We start from the raw sequence: 1,461 nt of genomic DNA, 5'->3' as shown, positions 1-1,461 counted from the left end.
CTCCATCAGCAGCCGAAGCGCCGGCGAACCCTTTGCCGCTCCCCGCTCCGCCAGCTTGCGCGGTTACGGCGGAATCTGTAATAGCGGCCTCAGAGGGAGCCTCCTCTGTGACCCTGTTCGAATCCAATGAGGCGTCTTGCAGCAAGGACTTTTGCGCAGTATCCGCGCTCTCGGTGCCGCGCCCCGGACCGCAGCCAACGAGTGTGACGGACAGTAGCGCCAGCACCGTTACCATGAAATACAAACCTCGCTTGAACATTTCATCCCCCCAAATTTGTCTGTTCATCCAATATTCATTCTCCAGACGTTTCCAGACATTGAAAGGTTGCAGAGCGCAAATCTTTCTTTGGCGCTTCTGCATTGATCCGGTATTCACCATGGGCTGGAGCATCCCGCGCCGCATTCCTTATGGGGTATAAGTCAAGCGTTTAAGGGAATCTTACTAGCAATAGGAGGTGAGTATCCATGGCAAAAGATGTGCTGTGTGAAGTAAATACCTGTACTTATTGGGCGAATGAGAACAAGTGCAATGCCGAGTCGATCTTTATCGCTTTCAACAACGTGAAGCAAGCTTCCAGCTCCGAAGAGACAGATTGTGACACGTTTAAGAAGAAATAAGGAATGACCGGGAGGGACTCTCCACAGTCTCTTCCTTTTGTTATTTTCAAGAGGCATGTAAAAAGCAATAAACCGGGAGCAGATTCCCGGTTTATTCTTTATTGCAGCTATTTACAGCTGAATGGCACGAGCCTTCTTTCTGGCATCCTCGGCGGCCGCTACCATATTCCGCAGCGAAGCCTCCGTCTCCTTCCAGCCCCGAGTCTTCAAGCCGCAGTCGGGATTGATCCAGAACTGCTCCGGGTGCAACACCCGCAGCGCCCGGCCGATGCCGGTGTCCATTTCTTCCACCGACGGCACCCGTGGACTATGGATGTCGTATACTCCAAGGCCGATGCCTTTGTCATACGCCATTTCCTCAAAGCTCGCAATCAGCTCGCCATGGCTGCGGGACGTCTCAATGGAAATCACGTCCGCATCCATATCGGAGATGGCATCAATCATATCTCCAAACTCGCAGTAGCACATATGGGTATGAATTTGCGTCGTATCGCGCACAAGATTCGTGGAGATGCGGAATGCTTTTACGGCCCAGTCCAGATAATGCCTGCGATCCTTCTCCTTGAGCGGAAGTCCTTCGCGCACCGCCGGCTCGTCCACTTGAATCATCTCCACTCCGGCGCTTTCAAGCGCCAGCACCTCCTGCCGCAGCGCCAGCGCAATCTGGCTGGCCACCCGCTCCCGGCTCAGATCGTCGCGCACGAAGGACCAATTCAGAATCGTGACCGGTCCGGTCAGCATCCCCTTTACCGGCAGCTTCGTCAAAGATTGCGCATAGACGCTTTCCTTGACGGTCATCGGCTCCGTGAAAGCGACATCGGCGTAAATGACCGGCGGCTTGAC

The 1,461-nt window shown here is 54.2% G+C and carries 2 protein-coding genes and 1 pseudogene; 1 reads left to right on the top strand and 2 read right to left on the bottom strand.

All coding sequences use genetic code 11. The features are described from left to right. A partial coding sequence (locus tag L692_RS30190) for a hypothetical protein (RefSeq protein ID WP_198027829.1) occupies window positions 1-286 on the bottom strand: 286 nt, incomplete at its 3' end. Between the two features lie 179 nt (window positions 287-465). Between L692_RS30190 and L692_RS31485 the strand changes: the two genes are divergently transcribed. Beyond that, window positions 466-618 (top strand): DUF1540 domain-containing protein, encoded by a 153-nt coding sequence (locus L692_RS31485; RefSeq protein ID WP_084463390.1) that lies wholly within the window; start codon window positions 466-468, stop codon window positions 616-618. 111 nt (window positions 619-729) lie between these two features. On the opposite strand, the pseudogene L692_RS30185 reads toward L692_RS31485, so the two are convergent. After that, window positions 730-1,461 (bottom strand): annotated as a pseudogene (locus L692_RS30185) (5-methyltetrahydropteroyltriglutamate--homocysteine S-methyltransferase); the annotation flags it as partial.

Source organism: Paenibacillus forsythiae T98 (assembly GCF_000520735.1).
Classification (GTDB): domain Bacteria; phylum Bacillota; class Bacilli; order Paenibacillales; family Paenibacillaceae; genus Paenibacillus_AQ; species Paenibacillus_AQ forsythiae.
Note: the sequence above shows the minus strand (reverse complement) of the source record. Positions and strands in the feature narration are given on the sequence as shown.